Source organism: Streptomyces sp. NPDC014864, from assembly GCF_043081525.1.
Taxonomy (GTDB): domain Bacteria; phylum Actinomycetota; class Actinomycetes; order Streptomycetales; family Streptomycetaceae; genus Streptomyces.
Genome location: NZ_JBIBWT010000001.1, coordinates 305,840 through 326,183 on the forward strand (window position 1 = coordinate 305,840; position 20,344 = coordinate 326,183).

The 20,344-nt window shown below is 73.4% G+C and carries 18 protein-coding genes; 9 read left to right on the forward strand and 9 right to left on the reverse strand.

The features are described from left to right. Positions 1-50: 50 nt before the first annotated feature. Positions 51-1,664 (forward strand): succinic semialdehyde dehydrogenase, encoded by a 1,614-nt coding sequence (locus ACF1A5_RS01555; RefSeq protein WP_392190775.1) that lies wholly within the window; start codon positions 51-53, stop codon positions 1,662-1,664. Between the two features lie 77 nt (positions 1,665-1,741). After that, entirely contained in the window at positions 1,742-3,547 is a 1,806-nt protein-coding gene (locus tag ACF1A5_RS01560) for a GMC family oxidoreductase N-terminal domain-containing protein (protein ID WP_392190776.1), read from the forward strand. Positions 3,548-3,648: 101 nt separating this feature from the next. On the opposite strand, the gene ACF1A5_RS01565 is transcribed toward ACF1A5_RS01560, so the two are convergent. Both ACF1A5_RS01565 and ACF1A5_RS01570 read right to left on the reverse strand, forming a co-directional pair. Next, positions 3,649-4,689 carry a hypothetical protein gene (locus ACF1A5_RS01565; protein ID WP_392190777.1) on the reverse strand — a complete coding sequence of 347 codons (1,041 nt, stop codon included), beginning with the start codon at positions 4,687-4,689 and terminating at the stop codon, positions 3,649-3,651. A gap of 732 nt (positions 4,690-5,421) precedes the next feature. Continuing rightward, positions 5,422-5,709, reverse strand: coding sequence for a chorismate mutase (locus tag ACF1A5_RS01570; protein WP_392190778.1), 288 nt, complete (start codon positions 5,707-5,709; stop codon positions 5,422-5,424). 364 nt (positions 5,710-6,073) lie between these two features. On the opposite strand from ACF1A5_RS01570, the gene guaA reads away from it, so the two are divergent. Then, complete coding sequence (gene guaA, locus ACF1A5_RS01575; protein WP_392190779.1) at positions 6,074-7,654, forward strand: glutamine-hydrolyzing GMP synthase; 1,581 nt, start codon at positions 6,074-6,076, stop codon at positions 7,652-7,654. A 9-nt stretch (positions 7,655-7,663) separates the two neighbouring features. Here guaA and ACF1A5_RS01580 read toward each other — a convergent pair whose 3' ends face one another. Next, a complete protein-coding gene (locus ACF1A5_RS01580) occupies positions 7,664-8,137 on the reverse strand; it encodes a pyridoxamine 5'-phosphate oxidase family protein (RefSeq protein WP_392190780.1) in 474 nt (157 codons plus the stop codon). A gap of 152 nt (positions 8,138-8,289) precedes the next feature. Here ACF1A5_RS01580 and ACF1A5_RS01585 point away from each other — a divergent pair, with 152 nt between their 5' ends. Continuing rightward, entirely contained in the window at positions 8,290-9,084 is a 795-nt protein-coding gene (locus tag ACF1A5_RS01585; protein ID WP_392190781.1) for a class II aldolase/adducin family protein, read from the forward strand. A gap of 84 nt (positions 9,085-9,168) precedes the next feature. On the opposite strand, the gene ACF1A5_RS01590 is transcribed toward ACF1A5_RS01585, so the two are convergent. Continuing rightward, complete coding sequence (locus ACF1A5_RS01590; protein ID WP_392190782.1) at positions 9,169-10,053, reverse strand: DUF4429 domain-containing protein; 885 nt, start codon at positions 10,051-10,053, stop codon at positions 9,169-9,171. A gap of 152 nt (positions 10,054-10,205) precedes the next feature. Here ACF1A5_RS01590 and ACF1A5_RS01595 point away from each other — a divergent pair, with 152 nt between their 5' ends. Both ACF1A5_RS01595 and ACF1A5_RS01600 read left to right on the forward strand, forming a co-directional pair. After that, entirely contained in the window at positions 10,206-11,480 is a 1,275-nt protein-coding gene (locus ACF1A5_RS01595) for a hypothetical protein (RefSeq protein WP_392190783.1), read from the forward strand. A 146-nt stretch (positions 11,481-11,626) separates the two neighbouring features. Then, positions 11,627-12,157, forward strand: coding sequence for a DoxX family protein (locus ACF1A5_RS01600; protein WP_392190784.1), 531 nt, complete (start codon positions 11,627-11,629; stop codon positions 12,155-12,157). 79 nt (positions 12,158-12,236) lie between these two features. Here the strand turns inward: ACF1A5_RS01600 and ACF1A5_RS01605 are convergent, their stop codons facing one another. Both ACF1A5_RS01605 and ACF1A5_RS01610 read right to left on the reverse strand, forming a co-directional pair. Beyond that, a complete protein-coding gene (locus tag ACF1A5_RS01605) occupies positions 12,237-12,455 on the reverse strand; it encodes a hypothetical protein (RefSeq protein WP_392190785.1) in 219 nt (72 codons plus the stop codon). Further along, entirely contained in the window at positions 12,442-13,830 is a 1,389-nt protein-coding gene (locus ACF1A5_RS01610; protein ID WP_392190786.1) for a PspC domain-containing protein, read from the reverse strand. Before ACF1A5_RS01610 ends, ACF1A5_RS01605 begins: the two co-directional genes overlap by 14 nt. 192 nt (positions 13,831-14,022) lie before the next feature. On the opposite strand from ACF1A5_RS01610, the gene ACF1A5_RS01615 reads away from it, so the two are divergent. Beyond that, a complete protein-coding gene (locus ACF1A5_RS01615; protein ID WP_392190787.1) occupies positions 14,023-15,321 on the forward strand; it encodes a PspC domain-containing protein in 1,299 nt (432 codons plus the stop codon). Then, positions 15,321-16,046 (forward strand): LuxR C-terminal-related transcriptional regulator, encoded by a 726-nt coding sequence (locus ACF1A5_RS01620; RefSeq protein ID WP_392190788.1) that lies wholly within the window; start codon positions 15,321-15,323, stop codon positions 16,044-16,046. The genes ACF1A5_RS01615 and ACF1A5_RS01620 overlap by 1 nt, the downstream gene beginning before the upstream one ends. A gap of 33 nt (positions 16,047-16,079) precedes the next feature. On the opposite strand, the gene ACF1A5_RS01625 is transcribed toward ACF1A5_RS01620, so the two are convergent. Next, on the reverse strand, positions 16,080-17,156 hold the full coding sequence (locus ACF1A5_RS01625) for an NlpC/P60 family protein (RefSeq protein WP_392191191.1): 1,077 nt from the start codon (positions 17,154-17,156) through the stop codon (positions 16,080-16,082). A 451-nt stretch (positions 17,157-17,607) separates the two neighbouring features. Between ACF1A5_RS01625 and ACF1A5_RS01630 the strand changes: the two genes are divergently transcribed. Further along, the gene (locus ACF1A5_RS01630; protein WP_392190789.1) at positions 17,608-17,961 is read left to right on the forward strand and encodes a hypothetical protein; all 354 of its coding nucleotides are present in this window, start codon (positions 17,608-17,610) and stop codon (positions 17,959-17,961) included. Positions 17,962-18,010: 49 nt separating this feature from the next. On the opposite strand, the gene ACF1A5_RS01635 is transcribed toward ACF1A5_RS01630, so the two are convergent. Both ACF1A5_RS01635 and ACF1A5_RS01640 read right to left on the reverse strand, forming a co-directional pair. Continuing rightward, on the reverse strand, positions 18,011-18,994 hold the full coding sequence (locus ACF1A5_RS01635; RefSeq protein WP_392190790.1) for a tellurite resistance/C4-dicarboxylate transporter family protein: 984 nt from the start codon (positions 18,992-18,994) through the stop codon (positions 18,011-18,013). Positions 18,995-19,151: 157 nt separating this feature from the next. After that, entirely contained in the window at positions 19,152-20,342 is a 1,191-nt protein-coding gene (locus ACF1A5_RS01640; RefSeq protein WP_392190791.1) for an NlpC/P60 family protein, read from the reverse strand. Between the last annotated feature and the right edge of the window lie 2 nt (positions 20,343-20,344).

The following is a 20,344-nucleotide window of genomic DNA, read 5'->3' on the forward strand; positions in this document are numbered from 1 at the left end:
CTATTACCGACGGGTACACAAAGCTTGCGGTCCGGCATACTCTGCGCGTCATGACGGACTCGCAGGCCCCGGAAATGACCGGAACGAATCCCCTGGCCCCCGCCCCCGCGGGTGCTCGCACCGCCGCCGACGTGGTGACCCCCGAGCTGGTCGCGCAGCTCACCAAGGGTGTCGTCGGATCCGGCCGGACCGCCAACCACTCGCCCTTCACCGGCGAGAAACTCGCCGACCTGCCCGAGTCCACCCCCGAGGACGTCGCCACCGCCTTCGAGCGGGCCCGCGCCGCCCAGGCGGTCTGGGAGCGGACCCCGGTCCGGCAGCGCGCCGCCGTCCTGCTCCGCTTCCACGACCTGGTGCTCGCCCGTCAGGCCGAGGTCCTCGACCTGATCCAGCTGGAGACCGGCAAGGCCCGTCTGCACGCGCACGAGGAGGTGCAGGCCGTCGCCGTGGCGGCCCGGCACTACGGCCGCAGGGCCGCCTCCTACCTGAGGCCCAAGCGGCACGCCGGCGCCATGCCCACCCTCACCCGCGTCACCGAACTGCGCCACCCGCGCGGCGTCGTGGGCCAGATCGCGCCCTGGAACTACCCCCTGGAACTGTCGGTCGGGGACGCGCTCCCCGCCTTCGCCGCGGGCAACGCGGTCGTCATGAAGCCCGACACGGAGACCTGCCTGACCGCCCTGTGGGCCCGGGACCTGCTGATCGAGGCCGGGCTGCCCGCCGAGGTCTTCCAGGTCGTCATCGGCGACGGCCCGGTCGTCGGCCCGGAGATCGTCCAGCACGCCGACTACGTCTCCTTCACCGGCTCCACCCGCACCGGCCGCGAGGTCGCGCAGGGTGCCGCCGCCCGCCTGGTCGGCGTCTCCCTCGAACTCGGCGGCAAGAACGCCATGCTGGTCCTCGAGGACGCCGACGTCGAGAAGGCCGCCGCGGGAGCGGTCCGCGCCTGCTTCTCCTCCGCGGGCCAGCTGTGCATCTCCATCGAGCGGCTCTTCGTCCACGAGTCTGTCGCCGACGCCTTCCTGGAGCGCTTCGCCGCCCGGACCAGGGCCCTGCGCCTGGGCACCTCCCTCGCCTACGGCGCCGACATGGGCTCGCTGGTCGGCGAGCGGCAGCTGGAGACCGTGACCCGGCACGTCGAGGAGGCCGTCGCGAAGGGCGCCCGGGTCGTCGCCGGAGGCGTCGCCCGCCCGGACATCGGCCCCTACTTCTTCGAGCCGACCATCCTGGACGGTGTCGAGGCGCCGATGTCGGTGTGCACGGAGGAGACCTTCGGACCGGTCGTCTCGATCTACCGGTTCGCCACCGAGGACGAGGCGGTCGAGCGCGCCAACTCCACGCCGTACGGCCTGAACTCGTCGGTCTGGACCACGAACGCCCGGCGCGGACGCGAGGTCGCCGCCCGGCTGCGGACCGGCACGGTGAACATCAACGAGGGCTACGCCCCCGCGTACGGCAGCGTGCAGTCCCCGATGGGCGGCATGAAGGACTCCGGCCTCGGCCGCCGGCACGGCTCCGAGGGCATCCTCAAGTACACCGAGGCCCAGACCGTCGCCCACCAGCGGCTGCTGCCCATGGCCCCCTCGCTCGGCATGGACGACGAGAAGTACGCGGCGTTCATGAGCCGGAGCCTGAGGCTGATGAAGACCTTGCGCTTCCGCTAGGACCGAGCGGCCCCGAGGGCGCACCCCCCTGGAGCGCACCCCCCACCGACAGCACCCGTTCTCAACGAGGAGAGCACGTGGCACAGGAGAAGTCCGTCCAGACCCGGGACGAGGACGGGTACGACTACGACGTCATCGTCGTGGGATCGGGGTTCGGCGGATCCGTCTCCGCGCTCCGCCTGACCGAGAAGGGGTACCGGGTCGGCGTCCTGGAGGCGGGCCGCCGCTTCACCCGCGAGTCGCTGCCGAGGAACTCCTGGGACCTGAGGAACTACCTCTGGGCCCCGAAGCTCGGCATGTACGGCATCCAGCGCATCCACCTGCTGGGCAATGTGATGGTGCTGGCCGGCGCCGGGGTCGGCGGCGGCTCGCTCAATTACGCCAACACCCTCTACGTACCGCCCCGGCAGTTCTTCGACGACCCGCAGTGGCGGGACATCACCGACTGGCAGGATGAGCTGGAGCCGTTCTACGACCAGGCGCGGCGGATGCTCGGTGTGCGGCTCAACCCCACGATGACCCCGTCCGACGTGCACCTGAAGGCGGCGGCGGAGCGCATGGGCGTGGGCGACACCTTCCACATGGCGCCGGTCGGGGTGTTCTTCGGCGACGGCGAGGACGCCGACGGCACCGCGAAGGCCCGGCCGGGGGAGAAGGCCGCGGACCCCTACTTCGGCGGCGCGGGACCGGAGCGCAACGCCTGCACCGAGTGCGGCGAGTGCATGACGGGCTGCCGGCACGGCGCGAAGAACACCCTCAACGAGAACTACCTCTACCTCGCCGAGAAGGCGGGCGCCGTCGTGCACCCCATGACCACGGTCGTCTCGGTCACCGGCGACTCCCGGGGCGGGTACGCGATCGCGACCCTGCCCACGGACGCCAAGAAGAAGGGCGAGGGCCGGATGTTCACGGCCCGCCGAGTGGTCCTCGCGGCAGGCACCTACGGCACCCAGACACTACTGCACCGCATGAAGGCCGGCGGCCAGCTGCCCTACCTCTCGCCCCGGCTGGGCGAGCTGACCCGCACCAACTCCGAGGCGCTGGTGGGCGCCCAGACCGACAACCGGCGCTACCGGAAGGCGACCGGCGAGGCGCGGGCGGACTTCACCCGGGGTGTCGCCATCACCTCCTCCATCCACCCCGACGAGAACACCCACATCGAACCGGTCCGCTACGGCAAGGGCTCCAACTCGATGGGCGGCCTGTCGATCCTCCAGGTCCCCTACGCCGAGGGCTCCTCCCGGGTCGCGGCCTGGCTGCGGAACGCCGCCCGGCATCCGCTGCTGGTCCTGCGCTCGCTGTCCAACCGCCGCTGGTCGGAGCGGACCATCATCGGCCTGGTGATGCAGTCCCTGGACAACTCCCTGACGACGTACCTGAAGCCGGACGGTGTGGGCAAGGGCCTGCTCACCGCCCGCCAGGGCCACGGGTCCCCCAACCCCAAGCAGATCAAGGCCGCGACGGAGGGCGCCTCGGCGCTGGCCGCGGAGATCAACGGCTTCGCGGGTTCGAACGTGGGCGAGCTGATGGGCACCCCGCTCACCGCGCACTTCCTCGGCGGCTGCCCGATCGGCGCCTGCGCCGACTCCGGTGTGATCGACCCGTACCACCGGCTCTACGGCCACCCCGGCATCTCGGTCGTGGACGGGGCCGCCGTCTCGGCGAACCTGGGCGTGAACCCGTCCCTGACCATCACCGCGCAGGCCGAGCGGGCGATGGCGTTCTGGCCCAACAAGGGCGAGGCCGACCGGCGTCCGGAGCAGGGCGCGGCATACCAGCGCCTCCGCCCGGTCGAGCCGAAGGCCCCGGCGGTCCCGGCGGACGCCTTCGGCGCGCTGCGGTTGCCGTTCCTCGGGATGCCGGCGGTACCGCCCAAGAAGTGACCCGCGGAAGTACCGCATCGAAGAAGAAGGACCTGCGCCCCCCTCCTGGCGCAGGTCCTTCTCCTCTTGCGGTGGCCTCAGGCCACGTCACGCACTACGCGTCACGCACCCGCCTTGCGGCGGCGCACCACGACCACGGTCCCGGCGCCGGCGACGACGGCGGCACCGCCGACCAGGCCGATCATCGGGAGCGCGGAGCTCGAACCGGTGGAGGCCAGGCTGCCGGTCGGCGGGATCTCCTTGGCGCCGCCCTGCGGCTCCTTGCCGCCGGCCGGCTTGTGACCCTTGCCCGGCTTGGCGTGACCGGGGTCGTGGTTGGGGCTGCCGGGGCTGAGGACGGTGAACTCGTAGTAGGCGAAGGAACTGTGGACGCAGTTCTTCTCCTGGTCGATGTAGCCGCCGAGGCCCACGGTGTAGCCGGCGCCGGCGGGGGCCTTGGCGGTGATGTTCACGCGCAGCTGGATGTCGACCGTCTGCCGGGGGCCGAGCGGCGTCTCACCGAAGTAGATGCCGTTGCCGATCTGGTCGGCGAGGGACTCCCACGCCCTGGTCGCCGGGTTGTAGTACTCGACCAGGGCGTAGGTGCTCAGCCAGTCCTTCTCGTTGTCGCTCATCGAGTCGTTGTCGACGACCGCGAGCCACTGCACCTGGCCGAGGGCCTGGCTGCTGTGGTTGGCCGCGGTGAGCGTGAAGTTGTGCCAGCCGCTGCCCGCGACGATCTTCCCGGGCAGGCCGGAGACCGAGAGGGACAGCTGCGAGTCGGGGTCCTCGAGCCCGTCCGTGCACGGCGTCGGCTCGGCGGTGGGCTCGGTGGACTCGCCGGCCGACGCCGACGCCGACGCGGACGCCGAGGAGGAGGCCGAAGCCGAGGAGGAGGCGGAGGACGAGGCGGAGCTGGAAGCGTCGGCGTCGGCGTGCCCGTCGGCCGGGGCGGACTGGCCGGCCTCGGCGGTCCCGGTCGTGTCGTCCGCGGGCGACTCCGTGGCGGTCGTGTCCGTGGCCGGCGACTCGCTCTCGGTAGCCGTCTCGTCGGCCCCGACGCTCGCGCTGGCCGAGGAGGTCGGATCGTCGGACGCGAACGCGGCCGGCGCCGAGAGCAGTGCGAGTGGGGCTATCGCGGCCGTCGCGGCTGCTGCGGCCATGACACGGCGGAGCTTCATGAAGACCTCGGAGAGTCCGGCGTACCGCTGCACCGCGGTACGTGCTGGGGGAGGCCTCCGCGTGTGGGGCGCGGGCGTGGCCCTTGGTTCTGCTGGTGTGACCCGGCAGGGCAGCAAAGGGTTGTGCCCCATTCGGCGACGGTTTTCTGTGGGCTGCGTCACAGGCGGTACGGCGAAGGGCCCCGCGGGGCGAGCCGCGGGGCCCTTCTTCTCGTCAGCACCGACGTCAGGGCAGCGCCGGTGCCTGAGGAGCGGCGCCGGGGGGTTGCGCCGCTGGTCTCGCGTGCCTCGGCCGGCTCCCCGGTCGCACCCGGGGGGTCGCGGCCGGTCTTGACCTCTGGCGGTCCTGCGGTGCACTGCAATGCGGTTGCCCGCACGGGGACTTGGGTTCGGGGGCTTGCTACGCATCGTGCTGGACGGACGCGGTGCCCGCAACCGTTTGACCCAGCCTCGTGCATTCTTCTGTTTTCCGCCGGCCGGCCCCGGGCGTCCCCGGGGCCGGCCGTCAGTTGGGTGACCGGGCTGCTGTCCCCTGCCGTCCGGCCACTTCCCCGGAGCGAGGTCCCACGACGCACGGCGCGATCCGCACGTCTCATCGCTCCGGAGAGCCACGCGTGGTTCTTTCGGGCCCGCCCCTGGCTGGCACGGACACCGGGACCAACGACCCACCGCCCGGGACGGTCACGCGCCGTACGGGTGAGGGCGGGCCCGAACTCAGATGCGACCCCGGCACAGTTCGAGCAGGGTCATGCCGAGGGAGGTCCCCGGCCTGCCCAGGGCCTCCCTGTAGTGCTCGAGGATCTCCATCTCGCGGGAGAGGCTCACGCGCCGCCCTCCGGAGGTGATGCGGGCCTCCTGGATCACGGCGGACACGGCGATCCGTTCCTGGATCAGCCCGATGATCCGGTCGTCGAGCGTGTCGATGCGCTCGCGCGCGCCGTTGATCACGTCGGTGGCCTCGTCGGTGCGGGCGCCGGTCTTCTCTGCGGGGGTGACGGACATCTCGGGGGCTCCTCGTCGGTTCGGACACGGTGCCCCGGTACGGCAGGACCCGGAGAACGACAGGCGCCCCGGGCCTTGTCGGCCCGGGGCGCCTGGTAAGTCGCTCGGCAATTCGCTCAAGCAGCACGACCATGGCAGCCGGCGGGCCGGTCGCCATAGGTAAAGAAGAAGGTCGTCTGCGCGAACATGCGGCCAGTATGTCACGGCGCCCCGGTGCCTTCATGCCCGAGCGGGTCGGGTGCTGGGTTGGTGTGGGCCGGGGGCCCGTGGGTGGCAGCCCCCGCGACGACGGCGAGGTCACCCACGGCCACCCCGGTAGACTCGGCCGCACAAGACCCCCGCCCGACCCGCCGGAAGGCACCCCGTGTCATCAGCGACCCCCGCTGCCGCCGCCACCGACACCGTCCTGGTCGTCGACTTCGGCGCCCAGTACGCCCAGCTCATCGCCCGTCGCGTCCGCGAGGCGCGGGTCTACAGCGAGATCGTGCCGAGCACCATGCCGGTCGCGGAGATGCTCGCCAGGAACCCCGCGGCGATCATCCTCTCCGGCGGCCCCTCGTCCGTGTACGAGGAGGGCGCCCCCCGCCTCGACCGCGCGCTCTTCGAGGCCGGCGTCCCCGTCTTCGGCATGTGCTACGGCTTCCAGCTGATGGCGCAGGTCCTCGGCGGCACCGTCGACAACACCGGCGCCCGCGAGTACGGCCGTACCGACCTGCACGTCTCGCGGACGTCCTCCACCCTCTTCGAGGGCACCCCGGCCGAGCAGCACGTGTGGATGTCGCACGGCGACGCCTGCTCCGCCGCCCCCGAGGGTTTCACCGTCACGGCCTCCACGGACGTCGTCCCGGTCGCCGCGTTCGAGAACGACGAGAAGAAGCTCTACGGCGTCCAGTACCACCCCGAGGTCATGCACTCCACGCACGGCCAGCAGGTGCTGGAGCACTTCCTCTACCGCGGGGCGGGCCTGACCCCGTCCTGGACCACGGGCAACGTGATCGAGGAGCAGGTCGCCGCCATCCGCGAGCAGGTCGGCGACCGGCGGGCGATCTGCGGCCTGTCCGGCGGCGTGGACTCCGCCGTCGCGGCCGCCCTGGTGCAGAAGGCCATCGGCTCCCAGCTGACCTGCGTCTACGTCGACCACGGCCTGATGCGCAAGGGCGAGACCGAGCAGGTCGAGAAGGACTTCGTCGCGGCCACCGGCGTGCAGCTGAAGGTCGTCGACGCCGAGGAGCGCTTCCTCACCGCCCTCAAGGGGGTCTCCGACCCCGAGGAGAAGCGGAAGATCATCGGCCGCGAGTTCATCCGGGTCTTCGAGCAGGCGCAGGCCGAGATCATCGCGGACCAGGGTCCCGCGGTCGAGTTCTTGGTCCAGGGCACGCTCTACCCGGACGTCGTCGAGTCCGGCGGCGGCACCGGCACGGCGAACATCAAGTCCCACCACAACGTGGGCGGTCTCCCCGAGGACCTCGAGTTCCAGCTGATCGAGCCGCTGCGCAAGCTCTTCAAGGACGAGGTCCGCATGGTCGGCCAGGAGCTCGGCCTGCCGGAGGAGATCGTCCAGCGCCAGCCGTTCCCCGGCCCCGGCCTCGGCATCCGCATCGTCGGCGAGGTCACCAAGGAGCGCCTGGACCTGCTGCGCGAGGCCGACGCCATCGCCCGCGAGGAGCTGACGGCGGCCGGCCTCGACCGGGACATCTGGCAGTGCCCGGTGGTCCTGCTCGCGGACGTGCGCAGCGTCGGCGTCCAGGGCGACGGCCGCACCTACGGCCACCCGATCGTGCTGCGGCCCGTCTCCTCCGAGGACGCGATGACCGCGGACTGGTCGCGCCTTCCGTATGACGTGCTGGCGAGGATCTCGACCCGGATCACCAACGAGGTCCGGGACGTCAACCGGGTCGTCCTCGATGTGACGAGCAAGCCGCCGGGCACCATCGAGTGGGAGTGAGCCCCCGGCTCACCTGCGCCTGAGCGTGCGCACCGGCGCTCCGGGCCGCCAGACCTCGGTGACCAGGTACGTGTCGTCCTCGACATGGGTTCGCACGACCTCGGTCAGCTCGGTGCGGAAGAGGTGGAACGGCTCCGGCGGTTCCACCTCCTTCACGTATGCGCCCTTCGTCTGCGGGTCCGTCGCCTCGACCGCCCGCCCGCCGACGCGCACGTCGCCGCCGCCCATCCCGGTGCCCGGCCCCGGATTGGCCTGCAGGGCGAACCGCGCGTCCCGGCGCAGATCGAGCGCCTTCATCGAGCCCGGCATCATGCCGAACCACAGCTCGCCGTCGAGGAAGCGAACCTCGAGACCGCAGGTGCGGGGGGAGCCGTCCTTGCGCAGGGTGGCGAGGACGTGGTGCGTGAACGCGCCGAAGCGCTCCTCCACGGTCGCGGCCAGTCCGGGTTCGGCGGCGGCGAAGGCCGCCCAGTTCGTTGCCATACGGCGAGTGTGGCGCCGAAACCGGACAACCTCTGTCGGGTATCGCGGCCGGACCCTCCCGGATGCGCGGCATCTTTACAAACGGGCGCTGTCATCCTGGCGCGACCGGGGGTACGTTCCGGCCCGTACGTCGATCCAGCGCCGGAGGACCCATGCACGGCCCCACGCCGCCCCCGCCCCTGCCCACCGACCGGCTGCGGTTCGCGATGCCGCCGAAGCACGAGTCGGTCGAGGACGAACGCCGCCACCGCAAGGAACGGCTCGCGGGCGCGCTGCGGATCTTCGGGCGGTCCGGACTCGAGGACGGTGTATCCGGGCACATCACCGCACGCGACCCCGAGTTCACCGACTGCTTCTGGGTCAATCCGTTCGGGATGTCCTTCCGGCACGTCACCGTGAGCGACCTCGTGCTCGCCAACCAGGACGGGCAGGTGATCGAAGGCCGCTACCACGTCAACCAGGCGGCGTTCACGGTGCACGCCCAGGTGCACGCGGCCCGCCCGGACGTCGTCGCGGTCGCCCACTGCCACTCCGTGCACGGCCGGGCCCTGGCGGCGCTCGGCGACCTGCTGGAGCCGATCACCCAGGAGAGCTGCGCCTTCTACGAGGACCACGCCCTCTACGACTCCTACTCCGGGGTCGCCGTCGACACCGAGGAGGGCCGCCGGATCGCGGCCGCGCTGGGCTCCGGCAAGGCGCTGGTGCTGCGCAACCACGGACTTCTGACGGTCGGGCACTCGGTGGACGCGGCCGCCTGGTGGTTCCTGTCCATGGAGCGCTCCTGCCAGGTGCAGCTCACCGCGCGGGCGGCGGGCCGGCCGGTCCTGATCGACCACAAACTGGCGGCGGCGACGCGGGAGCAGCTCGGCGGTGACCTGGTGGCGTGGATCAACTACCAGCCGCTCTGGCAGGAGATCAGCCGCAGCGAGCCGGACCTGCTCAGCTGAGGAGGCGCCGGTACGGAGCGGGGAGTGCGGGTGCGGATGGGGGGGCGGGTCCCGCCGGGGAGGCGCGGACGCGGCCGGAGGAGGTCAGAAGCCGCGCAGCACGACCGCCTTGGTCCGGGCGAACTCCTCGTCCGTGAGCACCCCGTCCCGGTGCAGTTCGCCCAGCTCGCGCAGACGGCGCAGCAGCACGTCGTGGTGGGCGGCGCGCGGCGCCCCGGCACCGGCGCGCTCGACCGGATCCGCGGCCGCGCTTCCGGTACGGGCCGACGGGTGCGGCAGCCGGGCGGTGACCGCAGTGGCGACCAGGGCCGTGAGCAGGTTCCGGCGGGCGTTGCCCCACAGGTCGAGGGCGTAGGGGTCCTTCTCGGGCGGCAGTTTGGAGAACGCGGTCTCGCGGGTCACGAAGCGCAGGAACCCGTCCTCGTAGCCGGAGCCGGGCAGCCACTCCACCTGCACGACGTCGTCGACCGCGATGATCCGGGGCCCGGTGGCGCGCTTGACCCGGTCGGAGGTGTCGGCCCAGTCGATGCGGACCTGGACGCCGTCGAAGGAGACGGTGCCGTCGGAGGAGCGGACCGAGACCGGCACCGGCGGCCCGGGCAGCAGATAGGTCCGGGCGGGGCCCTTGGGGATCTGGTCCAGGAGCAGGGCCCGGCGGATCTCCTCCGCGACGTACTCGGCGGCTCCGGCCCGGTCGAGGTCCACCAGCAGCCGGTACGGGTCGGCCGCGTCCGGCAGCCGCCCCCCGGTCGCCCGGAGCAGCGGATCGGCGCCCTCCCGCAGCCGCAGGCGCAGCCGGCAGCGCCTGCGTTCCGGCTCGTGGACCACGTCGGCCACGGCCTCCAGCGGCACCGCGACCTCGCCGTACGTCTGCCGGAACAGCGGCACGGAGCGGTGCAGTCCCGGCGTGATCCGGACCGTGCTGCCGTCGAAGGCCCAGGTCCCGTCACGCTGGATGATCTCGGCCATATGGGAATTCTCGCAGCCCGGTCAACCCGACGGTCCGAGCTTCACCCGCGCCCAGGGGACCTGGCGGCCGTGGGGGCCGGTGGTGTAGGGCACAATTCGCTTTCGGCGTAGGGGTGTTGTTCCGGGTGCGTTGGGGAAGGCGGGCGTCGCGCGTGGCGGTCCAGGAAGCGAGAGACGGCGCGGGGGCGGCCCACGAGGGCGGCTGCGCCTGCGGGGACTGCCCGCACGGGGCACGGGCGGGACATCGGCGCGCGGTCGCCGCGTTCCTGCTCAAGCGGGAGGAGTTCGCCGCCGGGCAGGGGCTGCCCGCGGCGGTGGCCCACTCGGTGTCGGCCTCCCGGCAGTGGGTCTCGGAGGAACTGACGCAGTCCGCGGAACTCGTCGCCGCACGCGGCCGCGCCGAGGGCGAGGCCTGGCTCGCGCGGCTGTGGCGCCGTACCGCGGGCGCGGTGTGGGCGGCGGTCGTGCTGCTGTTCCTGGCCCAGGCGCTCACCGCGATCGGCGCCGGCTGGACAGCGGCCCGGACGGCGGGGCTGCTGGCCGCGGTCCTGGTGGGCGGGGCGCTGACCGCCGCCTCGTGGTTCCACCGGGCGCGCGGCGGGGTGCTGGCTCCGGTCGTCGGCGAGGACAACCGGCTCTCCACCTCGCGGGTGGTGGCCGCGGTGTGGGTGCTGTTCGTCGTGTACGCGGTCCTGGTGCTGGTGGGCCGGCTGGCGGCGGCCTCGGACCACGCCGAGCGCGACGCGCTGATCTCCGGTCTGGAACTGGCCCGAGGGGCCGGTGTGGTGACCGTGCTCGCCGTGGCGTGCGGCATCGCGGTGCTGGTGCGCCGGGTGGTCGGACTGCGGGTGCAGGGGCAGCGGCTGCAGAAGGTGCGCGCGGACCGGCCCCGGGCGGCGGACCTGCTGACCGACGACGCGGGCCGGGGCACCTTCGCCGACATCCAGTACGTCGTGATCGGCGCGGTGGCGGTGGCCTTCGCCGCGGTACGGCTGGCCCGGCGGCCCGACCAACTCCCCGACCTGCCCTGGGGGCTGGCGGTGCTGGTGCTGGTGTCGGCGGCGACCTATCTGGCGGGCAAGTACGCCGAGGGCGGCCGGGCGGTGATCCTGTCGGTGGTGCGCGCCCGGGAGGCCGGCGACCTGGACGGGCCGATCCGCACCGGGGACGACATCGAGATCCGCGGGACCGGGTTCGTCCCGCCGGGCGCGCAGGGCGCCGACCGCCTGTCGCGGATGGTCGTCCGCATCGGCGCGGTGAACGTCCACGCCCCCCTGGTCCCGGTGGCGGGCGGCTTCAGCAACCCCACGGACACGGTGCTGACCGTGCCGGTGCCGGCGGACGTGGAGCCGGGCCGGGTGGAGGTGCAGGTGGTGACGGCCGCGGGCGTCGAGACCAACCGGTACGCGATCGACGTGCTGGACTGACGCGCGCCCGTCCGGCGGGCGGTACAGACGGCGACGAACGCCGCGTTCGCCGGAAAAAGGGTCCCGCGGAGGTGAGCCGGTCGCGCCTGCCGTCCGTATGGTCTGGTGAGGGCACTCCGCTCGGCGGTGAGAGGCGGCTGACAGCGATGACCTACGGCGTTCCCACGGACTCCCACACCTTCCCGGCGGACCACCGGGGCGAGAGCCGGCCGGAGGCCGCCGCCCGGTACGCCCTGCTGCCGCTCCGGATCTTCCTGGGCGTCACCTTCGTCTACGCCGGGCTCGACAAGCTCACCGACAGCGCCTTCATGAAGAGCGGCGGCTCGGGGTCGATCGGGGACACGATGCGCGCGGTCCGCGACTCCTCCGCCGTCCCGGCCCTGGTCGACCTGGCCCTCAGGAACCCCGTCGGCTTCGGCTACGCCATCGCCTTCGGCGAACTGGCCGTCGGCCTCGGCATCCTGGTCGGGCTGCTGGGCCGGCTGGCCGCGCTGGGCGGCGCGCTGATATCCCTGAGCCTGTGGCTCACGGTCAGCTGGGCGACCAGCCCCTACTACTACGGCAACGACCTCGCGTACCTGATGGCCTGGCTGCCCCTGGTCCTGGCCGGCACGCCGATGTACTCCCTGGACGCCGCACTGCGCGCCCGGCGCCGACGGCGGGCGGGCGACTGGTAGGCCTCCGGGGACCGAGGACCGGGGGCCGGTCCGGAGCCGGGGGTCGTCAGACCGCCCGCCCGGTCCGTCCGTCGACCCGTCACCCCGCCCCCTCCGTGCGGGGCGCCCCGCGCCCGCGCAGGCCCCGGTTCAGGACCGCCACCGCGCCCGCCAGACACAGGCCGCCCACCACGAGGGGGAGCGCCGCGAACCACGGGACCCGCCAGGCGTCCGCCGCGTCCCCGGCGTAGGCGACGCCCGCCGCGGTGACGAAGAGGCCGGCGACCAGCTTCCCGGGCTGAAACTCATGACGCAGCACGGCTCACCTCCGCCTGTCCCAGGCCGACCCGCAGGTCGAGGTCGAGTGTTCCGGCACGGCTCGCGCCGGCCGCCGGCGGCAGGATCACCCGCTGGCGCTTGTTCGGCGCGACGTCCACGTCCTGGGGGCGGTCGCCCGGCAGCTGGACGTCGCCGAGGCCCACCTCGATGGTCGCCCTGACGGTCACGCCCTCCGGGACGATCACGCGCAGCCGTCCCAGGCCCACCCGTGCCCGCGTGCTCACCGTCCGGTCCCTGCCCGGGTGCAGGCGGGTGAGGTCGAGGGTGCCCTCGCCGGTGCCGAGGTCGTAGCTCTGCCGTACGTCCGTCGTCGCGGCGGGCTGCCAGGTCCGGTGCGCCCACCGTGTGCCGATGTCCTGCGGGAGCACCGCCGACGCGGCGAGCAGGGCCGCCGTGACGATCGCCAGCAGGACCGAACCGGCGCCGGTGCGGCCGAGGAAGGCGCTCACCGCGATGCCCAGTCCGAGCACCACGAGCGCACCGGACAGACCGGCCTGGAGACTGGCGCCGAGCGCGTGGTCGTCCCAGGCCAGGCCCGTGCCGAGGCCCCCGGCGAGAAGGGCGAGCAGGAAGACCCAGCCGCCGATCCCGCGCGGGCCGCGCGGCCGGCTCGGCACGGGGCGCGGCGCGCCGGCCGTCCGGCCGTCTCCGGCGCCGCGGCCGAGGTCGGCGGCGGCCGCCACGTCCCGGTCCCGCGTGTCCGCCGGGCCCCACAGATAGCCCGTACCGCCCACGTGGGTGCCGTCCTTGACGATCGGGTCGCGCCACCAGGAGGGGTGGGCGGCGGGCACCGGCGGCGCCTGCGCCTCGGGCGGGGCGTCGGCGACGGCCTGCGCGGCCAGGGGGTCGGGGTCGGGGGCGCCGCGGTACCGCGACCAGTAGCCGGCGCCCGCGAGGAGCAGGGAGAGCACGACGGCGAAGGTCAGCACGCTGCCGTTGCTCAGCATCGACAGGAACACCCCGCAGCCGACCAGCGCGAACAGCACGGCCGCGAGCGCCGGGCCGTCGACCCGGCCGGTGAGGAGCTTGCGGACCTCGTTCTCGTCCTCGTCGTCGGAGGGGACGAAGAGCCAGGCGAAGCCGTAGAAGAGCAGGCCGATGCCGCCGGTCGCGGCGAGCACGGCCAGGGTGATCCGGAAGATCACCGGGTCCATGTCGCACTGCCGCCCGAGCCCCGCGCACACCCCGGCGATCAGCTTGTGCCGCCGGTCCCGCCGGAACCGCGCGGGGGACCGGGGGCCCGCCGCATCCTCCCCGGCCCCCGCCCGCCCGGCCGCCGCGCCCCCGCCGGGCACGGCGTCCGCGGGCCCGGCGCCGGGCCCCGGACCCGGCGCGGCGTGCTGGTGGTTCGTCATGGGTCCATGGTGACGGGCGTGCCGCCGCCGCGGCAGCCGGTACGACCCTGGTCGAACCCTGAATTCGCCCCTGATCCGGGACCGGCCGCCCGGGGGGACGGCCGCGGGGCGGAAGATCGGGGAGGGAGATCAGGGGAGTATCCGGGGCCGACCCTGATGCTCCGCTCCCGCGCGCGTGTGACCATCGGTGACATGCCGGAAGCCGCAGCCCTGCCCCTCGACGACCCGAGGCCGCCGCGCAAGCTCTACCGCAGCAGCGACGGACGCTGGCTCGGCGGTGTCGCGCGGGGCCTCGCCGGGCACCTCGGGCTGCCGGTGGTCTGGGTGCGGCTCGTCTTCGTGGGGCTGTTCCTGGCCGACGGCCTCGGCGCCCTGCTGTACGCGGCCTTCTGGTTCTTCGTCCCGCTCGGTGTCGGCGGGGTGGGCGGCGTGGGCGGCCGGCGGCCCCCGTCCCTCGTCGCCACGGAGACCTCGCCGGACGGCCGCCGCAGACTCGTCGCCCGCAAGCCGGACAAGGGCCAGATCGTCGCACTGCTCCTCATGGTCGTCGTGGCCATGGTCTTCGTCGGCAGCGTCGACCTCGGCAGCGGCGCCAAGGCCTACCTCCTGCCCGCCGTCCTGGTCGGCGCGGGCGTCGCGCTCGTCTGGCGCCAGGCGGACAACGCCCGCCGGGCCCGCTGGGTCGAGGTCGGCCGCCGCCGTCGTACGCTCACGCTGCTGCGCGCCGGCGGCGGCGTCCTGCTGGTCACGGCCGGCGTCTCCGGCATCTTCGTCCTCCAGGGCTCCACCGCCCACCTCGGCTCGCTGCTCCAGGCGGCGCTGGCGGTCCTCGTCGGCGTCACCCTGCTCGCCGGCCCGTATCTGGTGCGCATGACCCAGGACCTGTCCGAGGAACGCCTGATGCGCATCCGCGCCCAGGAGCGCGCCGAGGTCGCCGCCCACGTCCACGACTCCGTGCTGCACACCCTCACCCTGATCCAGCGCAACGCGGAGAACGCGAACGAGGTGCGCCGCCTCGCCCGCGCCCAGGAGCGCGACCTGCGCGCCTGGCTCTACCGGCCCGAGGGCACCGGCAAGGACGAGGCCGACGAACCGGACACCCTCGCCGACGCGGTCAAGCGCAACGCCGCCGAGGTCGAGGACAAGCACGGCGTGCCCATCGAGGTGGTCGTGGTCGGCGACTGCCCGCTGGACGAGCGCACCGGCGCGCAGATGCAGGCCGCGCGGGAAGCCATGGTGAACGCCGCCAAGTACGGTGGCGAGGGGGGTGCCGTACAGGTCTACGCCGAGGTCGAGGGCAGGACGGTGTTCGTGTCCGTCCGGGACCGCGGACCGGGGTTCGACCTCGACGCGATACCCGCCGACCGCATGGGCGTCAGAGAATCGATCATCGGCCGCATGGAGCGCCACGGGGGCACGGCGCGGCTGCGCGCGGTGCCGGACGGCGGCACGGAGGTCGAGCTGGAGATGGAGAGGGCGGAGAACACGTGATGAGCGACCCGACCGAGGCGAACGGTACGGCGGGAGCGGGGGAGACGGACGGCGGTGCGGGCGGGCGGCGCGTGCGCGTGGTCCTCGTCGACGACCACCGCATGTTCCGTACGGGGGTCCAGGCCGAGATCGGCCGGACCGAGGAGACCGGCGTGGAGGTCGTCGGCGAGGCCGCGGACGTGGACCAGGCGGTCACGGTGATCACCGCGACCCGGCCCGAGGTGGTCCTCCTGGACGTCCACCTGCCCGGCGGCGGCGGGGTCGAAGTGCTGCGCCGCTGCGCCGCGTTGACCGCCGACGCCGAGCGGCCCGTCCGCTTCCTCGCGCTGTCCGTCTCGGACGCGGCGGAGGACGTGATCGGCGTGATCCGCGGCGGCGCGCGGGGCTACGTGACCAAGACGATCACCGGCGCCGACCTCGTCGACTCGATCTTCCGCGTGCAGGAGGGCGACGCCGTCTTCTCCCCGCGGCTGGCCGGCTTCGTCCTGGACGCCTTCGCCTCCACCGACGCGCCGCCGGTCGACGAGGACCTCGACCGCCTCACCCAGCGCGAACGCGAGGTGCTCCGCCTCATCGCCCGGGGCTACGCCTACAAGGAGATCGCCAAGCAGCTCTTCATCTCGGTGAAGACGGTGGAGTCCCACGTCTCGGCGGTCCTGCGCAAGCTCCAGCTCTCCAACCGGCACGAGCTGACCCGCTGGGCTACGGCGCGCCGCCTGGTGTGAGCCCGGCTGGTTCCCGGCGGCCGGCCCGGACTGTCACACCACCCGGGTCGCCCCCGCGAACGGCATCTGGTCGATCGGGGCCACCCGGACCGGGGCCGAGGGGTTCGGGGCATGGATCATCAGGCCGTCGCCGATGTAGAGGCCGACGTGGCTGATGCCGGAGTAGAAGAACACCAGGTCCCCGGGGAGCAGCGCGGACCGCGACACCCGGCGGCCCGCGCCGATCTGGGCGTAGGTGGTGCGGGGGAGGGAGATCCCCGCCGAGCGGTAAGCCGCCTGGACCAGGCCCGAGCAGTCGAAGGAGTCGGGTCCGGTCGCGCCCCACACATAGGGGCTGCCGAGCTTCTGCCGGGCGTAGGCCACGGCCGCCGCCGCGCGGGAGTTGGGAGCCGCGACCGCTCCGGGGGCGGCCGGCGCGCCCCGCCCTCCGGTCGCGGCGCGCGAGGTCCGTTCCGTGCCCCCGTACCCGCCCTCGCCGAGTGCGGCTCGCTGCTCCGGGGACAGCCGGGTGAGCAGGCGCCGGGCCTCGGCCAGCTTGCCGCTGACCGTCCTCTTCTGCCGTCTGAGCTCCGTCTGCCGCGACCGGAGCGAGGTGAGCTGGACGTGCGCGGCCCCGCGCAGTTGCTCGATCTCCCGCAGTCGGCGGCGCACCCTGTTCACGGCCGCCGTCTGCCGGACGCCCGCCCGCTCGGTGAACTCGGCGCCGTCGAGGTACCGCTCGGGATCGTCGGAGAGCATCAGGCGCAGTGCGGGGTCGAAGCCGCCGTCCCGGTACTGCGCCGCGGCGACCGAACCGAGCGCGTCGCGCGCCGCGTTCAGGTCCTGCTGCCTGCGGGCGGCCTCGTCGCCCAGCGTCCTGATCCGCTTCTCGGCGGCGTCCGCCTTCTCCTTGGCGCCGTTGTACTTCTCGGTGGCCACCTCGGCCTGCTGGTACAGCTGCTCGACCTTGGCCCTGACCTGCTCCGGCGTCAGCTGCGGGGCGGCGTGGCCGGTCCCCTCGAAGCCCGTCGTGGTCGCCACGCCCGCCAGCGCGATCGTCACGGCCGTACGGACGGTGCGGGCCGGGCCGCCGCCGAGTGAGCGCTGTCGGGACTTGCGGTGCGCTGCCACCTGGACCGTCACGTCCCTTCGTCCGACCGCCGGACCGAGTCGCGTCCGGCGGCGGCTCACACGGGGGGAGCAGGCCGCCGCCGGACCTTCTCGGCGAAGGTGCCCGGCTGCCGCCCCAGGCCCGGGCGGCGGTGGGGAGCCGGTCACCTGGAGGAGGACGGTAAACCTCTCCGTAATGGGTCGGTGACGGAATGTACGGAAGTGGTGCGAGCGGATCGCCGGGTGACCGCATGTGACCGCCGGCCCGCCCCGGGGCCGCCGCCTTCACACGGAGCGATGACCGATTGCCGCGGTTCGTGGGCGGACGGTGCGGGCGGGGTGCTACGGGGCGGGCCGCACATGGCGCCGGGCGGCCCGGGAGCGCCCGCGCACCCCCGGCCCCCAAGGTCTCCCACGGGTGCCCTCCCCCGGTGCGCGGGGGTGACAGGGCCGCTGGCTAGGCTCCGGCCTCATGGACGTACTCATCCATTTCTTCGTCGGCCTCCACATCGTCGGCATCGCCGCGCTGCTCGGCGGATTCCTCACCCAGGTGAAGGCGATGGGCCGGGGCACCGCCCGGTTCGTGCCCGGAATGCTGCACGGCGCGCTGACCATGCTGGTCACCGGCGCCGTCCTGGTCGGCCTCCACCAGGCCGAAGGCCACCACGTCGACAACATCAAGATCGGTGTGAAGCTGGCGCTGCTGATCGTGATCCTCGGCCTGGTCTACGTGAAGCGGGACGAGGAGAAGGTGGACAAGAACCTGTTCGGCCTGGTCGGTCTGCTGACCACCGTCAACATCTTCATCGCGGTGCTGTGGACCTGAGCGGTAGCCGCCCTTCTTTCGGATCCGAGCGGTCGCCTTCCCCGCGCCCTCACGGGCGCGCCGGGCAGCGCGCGGCCCGCAGTTCGGCCCGTGCGGCCCTGACGGAACCCGTCCCGACGGCCAGCCACGCCGCCACCGCGACCCACAGCAGCAGCTCCCCGGGGATCTCCAGCGAGGGCACGCCGACCACGGCGGCGACGGACAGCGTCGCCGCCGCCGTCATGCCGAGGGGGAACACGGTCGCCCAGCGGCGCACGTCGTAGCGCAGGCGCGGCCAGGCCAGTTCGGCGGCGAGCAGGACGCCGTACCAGAACAGGTCGAGCACCAGCAGTGTGACGGTGACGGTGCGCAGGACGCCGCTGTCGTCCTTGTCCCACAGGTACATCCCCGACCCGGCGGCGGTCATCAGCCGCGTCCCGGCCAGCGCCGAGATCGCCGCCGCGCCACTCGCGATCCACTGGTCCCCGGCCCCCTCGATCACCTGCACCGGGTCGAACCGGGCGACCGCGAACACGTACAGCGCCAGCCCGAGCCAGAACAGCACCAGCGAGGCGTGCGCCAGCCACGCCGACGTCTCCGCCCCGGCCACGGTCGCGCCCAGCACGGCCAGCCCCTCGGTGGCCACGCAGCCCAGGAACACCGACCCGGGCATCCGGCGCCCGGCCTTGCGCAGCACCCGCAGCAGCAGCCCCGGCCACAGCACGACGGACAGCGCGAGCAGCGCCTCGGCCAGGATCCGCACGCCGAGCTCAGAGAAGCGGGTCCCCAGCACGGCCGTGGCGGCCACGGCAGTGAGCGCGCCCGGCGTCCCCGCCTCCGTGAGCCACTCCGACCGCTCGCGCACCAGACGCAGCACGAAGCCGGCCGCCAGCCCCAGCCAGGCGGCACACGCCAGGACCAGCGTGATCCAGGACAGCGCCTCGTAGCCCGTCGTGTGCAGGCCGACCGACAGGATGCCGGTCGCCATGACGGCGGACCCGGCCGTCGACGGACGGTGCACCCACCAGGCGCCGAAGGAGGAGGTGCGGGGCATGGCCCGATGCTAAGGATCTTCGCGCGCGCACACGCGGGGCACGCGCGCGGGCGCACGCGAAAGGGTGCGGGGCGGGACGGGGCGCGAACGGTGCGGGGCGGGGCGGGGGCGGCACGGTGTGCGCGCCGCCCGGCCCCGCCTCCAGGGCCGTGGGGCCTCAGGCGGGCCGCACCACGCTGTGGATCGCGGACTCGCCGTCGTAGTAGATCGACTCCTCGCGCACGTACGCGCCGGGCTTCGGAGCGTGGATCATCATGCCGTTGCCGATGTACACACCGACGTGGCTGATGTCGTCGTAGAAGAAGACCAGGTCACCGGGCTGCGCCTGGGAGAGCGACACCGTCGTCCCCGCGTTCACCTGGTCGTAGGTGGTGCGCGGCAGGGTGACGCCGGCGGCCTTCCAGGCGGCCTGGGTGAGGCCCGAGCAGTCGTAGGAGTCGGGGCCCGTCGCGCCCCACACGTACGGCTTGCCGATCTGGGCGCGGGCGAAGGCGAGCGCCTTGTCGGCCTTGGTGGCGTACGACGTGCCGGACGTCGAGGAGCCCGAGGTGTCCGTGGAGCCGGTGGAACCGGTGGAGCCGGTGGAGTCCGACGTGCCGGAGCCCGAGGCGGCGGCCTGCTGCCGGGCCGCGGCCTGCTCCGCCGCCTGCTTCTTCGCCAGCTCCGCCGCCTTGCGCGCGGCCTCCTCCTGCTTCTGCCGCTCGATCGCCGCCAGCCGCGCCTTCTCCTCGGCGTTCAGCTTCGACAGCAGTTCGCGGGCGTCGGCGAGCTTCTTCTGGACGGTGGCCTTGGCCGTCCTGATGTCGCGCTGCGACTCGGTCAGCGTCTCCAGGCTCCGGGTCGCCTCCCGCCGCTTCTCCATGGTCGCGGACTGCTGGGTGACGTAGTCGTCGACCATGCCCTTCTGCCGGTCGGTGAGCCGTCCCATCAGATGCGACTGGTCGAAGTAGTCCTGCGGAGTGTCCGCGAGCAGGAAGGTGGCGGTGCCGGAGGCGGCGGCACCGGTGCGGTACTGGGCCGCGGCGAACGAGCCCAGCTCCTCGCGCGCCTTGTTGAGCCGGTCCGTGCGCTTGGCGACGTCGTCGAGGAGCGAGGCCACCCGCGTGCGCTGCTTGCCGGTCTTCTCCTTGGCGTCGTTGTACTTCTCCGTGGCCGACTCCGCCTGGCGGTACAGGTCGTCGACCTTCTTCTCGACCTCTTCGATGCTCGGTCTGCCGTCCGGCGCGGGGGCGGCCTCGGCCGTCTGGGAGAGCAGGGCCACGGAGGTGAGGGCGGCCGTGGCCAGGGCCGGCGTGCGTATGCCTGCTACGCCCGGACCGACGGGGCGGGACTTGCGGTGCGACGCCAAGG